Consider the following 4,493-nt stretch of genomic DNA (forward strand, 5'->3'; position numbering starts at 1 on the left):
TTCTACAGTTGTACAGCAGCCTCATTTGCTGTCAAGTGATTATTTTCTGAAGTTTTCCAAGTTTCCTTTTCAACTTCAACCACTTGCGCTTCAGATCTCTCGTCAGCGGGAGGCGAATTCTACAGCGTTACACGCTGCTGTCAACACCTCTTTTTCAACTCCCTTTTGGCTTCGATGAACTGAAGCAACCTGCTGCCGAAAACTGCGTAACTCATTGTTTGCCAAGGAGTTTTCCGTTTCGACTGCGCCGGAAGTGGGGCGAATTATAGAGATCTGAAATCTGCCGTCAAGCACTGATTTAGGTTTTCTATCAATAAGCGGCAGAAAGCAGCAAAACACCCCAAAGGGTGCCTATATAGAGGAGCCGAAATACCCCTCTATATAGAAGAAACCAATCAGAGAACGCCCGAAGCCTTGAATGCGGACACCGCCCCGGCATCCAGGCCCAACACCCGCTGCAAAACTTCCAGCGTGTGCTCACCCAGCAGAGGAGGTGCAAAACGGTACTCCACCGGCGTTTCCGACAGTCGAATCGGGCTCGCCACCTGAGGCACCATCCCGGCCAGTGCATGCGGCAGCTCGATAGCCAACCCGCGCGCCTTGACCTGAGGATCGGCAAACATCTGCGCTACGTCATTGATAGGCCCGCATGGCACGCCAGCCTGTTCCAGTTGCACCACCCATTCAGCGGTCGTCTTGAACACCGTTGCTTGGCGGATCAGCGGGATCAGTACCGCCCTGTTTGCCACCCGCAGCTTATTGGTGGCAAAACGCGTATCGTCCGCCCACTGCGGCTGCCCGGCCACTTCCGCGAACTTGCGGAACTGCCCATCGTTCCCGACGGTAAGGATGAAATCGCCATCCGCCGTAGGAAAATCCTGATAGGGCACGATATTCGGATGAGCATTACCCAGGCGCTTAGGCGCATTGCCTGTCGTCAGGTAGTTCATCGCCTGGTTGGCCAGACAAGCCACCTGCACGTCCAGCAGAGCCATATCGATATGCTGACCACCACCGTCATGATCCCGATGCGCAAGCGCAGCCAGGATCGCGACAGTCGAATACAGCCCGGTCAAGATGTCCGTCAGCGCCACGCCAACCTTCACCGGGCCCGCGCCGTCATCACCTTCAGGTCTCCCCGTCAGGCTCATGAGGCCGCCGAGCCCCTGGATCATGAAGTCATAACCCGCACGTTTGGCGTAAGGACCAGTCTGGCCAAACCCGGTGATCGAGCAATAGATCAGATCCGGATTGATCGCCTTCAGCGATTCATAGTCCAGGCCATAAGCCGCCAGGCCGCCAACCTTGAAGTTCTCGATCAGGATGTCCGACTTGGCCGCCAGCTCTCGCACCAGCTTCTGCCCTTCAGGGCGTGTGAAGTCGATGGTGACCGATTGTTTGTTGCGATTGGCCGACAAGTAATAGGCGGCCTCGCTGGTGTTCTCGCCATAAGCGTCTTTAAGGAACGGCGGCCCCCAGGCGCGCGTGTCATCGCCGTTACCCGGACGCTCGACCTTGATCACTTCGGCGCCAAGGTCGGCCAGGATCTGCCCGGCCCAAGGCCCGGCCAGCACCCGCGATAAATCCAGTACCCGTAGATGCGATAGCGCGCCCATGGACGTTCTCCTTAATAGAACGCCTGGAGGCCGGTTTGCGCACGACCAAGGATCAGTGCATGGACGTCATGAGTACCTTCATAGGTGTTCACCACTTCCAGGTTGACCAGGTGACGCGCGACACCAAACTCATCGGAGATGCCGTTGCCGCCCAACATATCGCGAGCCATGCGCGCGATGTCCAGGGACTTGCCGCAAGAGTTGCGCTTCATCATCGAGGTAATTTCGACTGCAGCGGTCCCTTCGTCCTTCATGCGACCCAGACGCAGGCAGCCTTGCAGCGCCATGGTGATTTCAGTCTGCATGTCGGCCAGCTTCTTCTGGATCAACTGAGTGGCGGCCAGCGGGCGACCGAACTGTTGACGATCCAGGGTGTACTGGCGAGCGGTGTGCCAGCAGAACTCGGCTGCACCCAGCGCACCCCAGGAGATGCCGTAACGTGCCGAGTTGAGGCAAGTGAAAGGACCTTTCAGGCCACGGACGTCCGGGAAAATGTTCTCTTCCGGAACGAACACGTTGTCCATCACGATTTCACCGGTGATCGAAGCCCGCAGGCCCACTTTGCCGTGAATCGCCGGAGCGCTCAGGCCTTTCCAGCCTTTCTCCAGAACGAAGCCGCGGATGTCGCCGGCATCGTCCTTGGCCCAGACCACGAACACATCGGCGATCGGGCTGTTGGTGATCCACATCTTGCTGCCGGTGAGGCTGTAGCCGCCTTCCACTTTGCGCGCACGAGAGATCATCGCACCCGGGTCGGAGCCGTGGTTAGGCTCAGTCAGGCCGAAGCAGCCGATCCACTCGCCCGACGCCAGTTTCGGCAGGTACTTCTGCTTCTGCGCTTCAGTACCGAATTCATTGATTGGCACCATCACCAGCGAGGACTGCACGCTCATCATCGAGCGATAGCCGGAGTCGATGCGCTCGACTTCACGGGCGATCAGGCCATAGCTGACATAGTTCAGGCCGCTGCCACCGTACTGCTCGGGGATGGTTGCGCCCAACAGGCCGACTTCGCCCATTTCGCGGAAGATCGCCGGATCGGTCTTCTCATGACGGAAAGCTTCGAGGATGCGCGGCGCAAGGCTTTGCTGAGCGAATTGCGCAGCCGTGTCGCGAATCATGCGTTCTTCTTCAGTGAGCTGTTGATCCAGCAGCAGGGGATCGATCCAGTTGAAGCTAGCTTTACCGCCCATGAGTGTGTCCTCTCGAATCGGGTCAAATAACGTGGACTGATCCTAGGCCCGGAACGGGGCCACGGCAAACGAGGATTTCGCATAGTGTTGTGCTAATTTATCACTCCGAAACATCGCAAAAGAGCATTTATGCGATGTATTAGTGAGGTTGACGTACATGCGCAGAAAGATACCCAGCACCACCGCCCTGATCAGCTTCGAGGCCGCGGCGCGCCACGAAAGCTTCACCAAGGCCGCCCAGGAACTTTCGCTGACCCAAGGGGCGATTTGCCGACAGATCGCCAGCCTTGAAGAGTTCCTCAGTGTGGAACTGTTCCGACGCTCGCGGCGCGGGGTCAAGCTTACGGAAGCCGGCCTCTCCTACAGCCGTCGAGTGGCCACTCAACTCGATGCCGTTGAGCGCGACACCTTGTCCGTGATGGGCCAGCAAGGTGCCAATGTGATCGAACTGGCGGTGGTTCCGACCTTCGGCACCCAATGGCTGCTGCCGCGACTCAAGGACTTCCAGCAAAAACACCCGGAAGTGACGGTCAACCTGACCAACCGCACACGACCGTTCCTGTTTGCCGACACTGATTTCGATGCGGCGATCTATTTCGGCGATGCGGATTGGTCGGGTACAGAGTCCCACAGGCTGATGGGTGAAAATCCGATGCCCGTTTGCAGCCCCAACCTGCTCGGAAACAAGACCAGTCTGACGCCCGGCGAAATCGCCGACCTACCTCTTCTGCAACAAACCACCCGCCCCTATGCCTGGCGCCAATGGTTCGATTCCCAACACCTGAATGTCCCGCGAGACATGACAGGCCCCCGCTACGAGCTATTCTCCATGCTCGCCCAGGCGGCCATGCACGACATGGGCATTGCCCTGATCCCGCCGTTCCTGATTCAACGTGAGCTGAAAGAGAAACGCCTGGTGATCGCCAACCCGCAAGCACTGTCCAGCATCAAGGCTTATTACCTGATGATTCCTGAGCGAAAGGTCGAGTCCGCGTCTTTGAGGGCATTTCGTGACTGGCTGGTAAATCAGGCGCACAGCTACAACCTAGAAGGATAAAGGACTATTAGCGTTACCTGACCCCGTAGTCAGCAAATATAAAGACCTACAGATATACGTATTTGTCGCATACCAGCAAACTGTGTCGAGAAGTCGTACAAACGTCCCACAAGCGCCTGACCACGCGGCTTTGCGCCACTATTTCGAAGCGATGCCGCATCATTCATACGGCCGATGTGTAAATTCTTCAATTTCGGCCAGAATCCTTGCAAAGCACGGTCTGCAAGGGATAGAGCCGGTTGGTTGCGACATTCGGTCACGGGGTGACTTGTAGTTAATTTTCCGTCACCCGTCATAATCCCTTGAAGGGCACAAAGTTCGCCTGCAAAATGCCGCGCCCCGCCCTGATTCGGCGGGATCGTGCTGATCGGCCGCCCCAGCCGCACCATCCGTAGTGCCTGGGTTTACTCAACAAGATCACGCAGGAGATTTGACGTGCACATTGGTGTTCCTCTCGAAACCCAGACCGGTGAAACACGGGTTGCCGCAACCCCGGAAACCATCAAGAAGCTGATCAGCCAGGGTCATAAGGTCACTGTACAAAGCGGCGCCGGCGTCAATGCCAGCGTTGTCGACAGTGCCTATGAAGCGGCCGGCGCAACCATTGGCAGCGCCAATGACGCGTTT

The 4,493-nt window shown here is 57.4% G+C and carries 3 protein-coding genes and 1 pseudogene; 2 read left to right on the top strand and 2 right to left on the bottom strand.

The window, feature by feature from the left end; translation table 11 throughout:
- Nucleotides 1–395: 395 nt before the first annotated feature.
- Both AC1DRN_RS29655 and AC1DRN_RS29660 read right to left on the bottom strand, forming a co-directional pair.
- Nucleotides 396–1,616, bottom strand: a complete 1,221-nt coding sequence (locus AC1DRN_RS29655) for a CaiB/BaiF CoA transferase family protein (protein ID WP_223464006.1) — start codon at nt 1,614–1,616, stop codon at nt 396–398.
- Nucleotides 1,617–1,627: 11 nt separating this feature from the next.
- A complete protein-coding gene (locus AC1DRN_RS29660) occupies nt 1,628–2,809 on the bottom strand; it encodes an acyl-CoA dehydrogenase (RefSeq protein WP_008053124.1) in 1,182 nt (393 codons plus the stop codon).
- A 157-nt stretch (nt 2,810–2,966) separates the two neighbouring features.
- Here AC1DRN_RS29660 and AC1DRN_RS29665 point away from each other — a divergent pair, with 157 nt between their 5' ends.
- Together AC1DRN_RS29665 and AC1DRN_RS29670 are read left to right on the top strand one after the other, a co-directional pair.
- Nucleotides 2,967–3,866, top strand: coding sequence for a LysR family transcriptional regulator (locus AC1DRN_RS29665; protein WP_223464005.1), 900 nt, complete (start codon nt 2,967–2,969; stop codon nt 3,864–3,866).
- A 435-nt stretch (nt 3,867–4,301) separates the two neighbouring features.
- A pseudogene (locus AC1DRN_RS29670) lies at nt 4,302–4,493 on the top strand (NAD(P)(+) transhydrogenase (Re/Si-specific) subunit alpha); the annotation flags it as partial.

It is taken from the genome of Pseudomonas sp. P5_B3 (genome assembly GCF_056400405.1).

What these genes read in the sequence shown, in the direction of transcription:
- AC1DRN_RS29665 (WP_223464005.1), top strand. Translation starts at nt 2,967, where the DNA reads ATGCGCAGAAAGATACCCAGCACCACCGCCCTGATCAGCTTCGAGGCC.
- AC1DRN_RS29655 (WP_223464006.1), bottom strand. Translation starts at nt 1,616, where the DNA reads ATGGGCGCGCTATCGCATCTACGGGTACTGGATTTATCGCGGGTGCTG.
- AC1DRN_RS29660 (WP_008053124.1), bottom strand. Translation starts at nt 2,809, where the DNA reads ATGGGCGGTAAAGCTAGCTTCAACTGGATCGATCCCCTGCTGCTGGAT.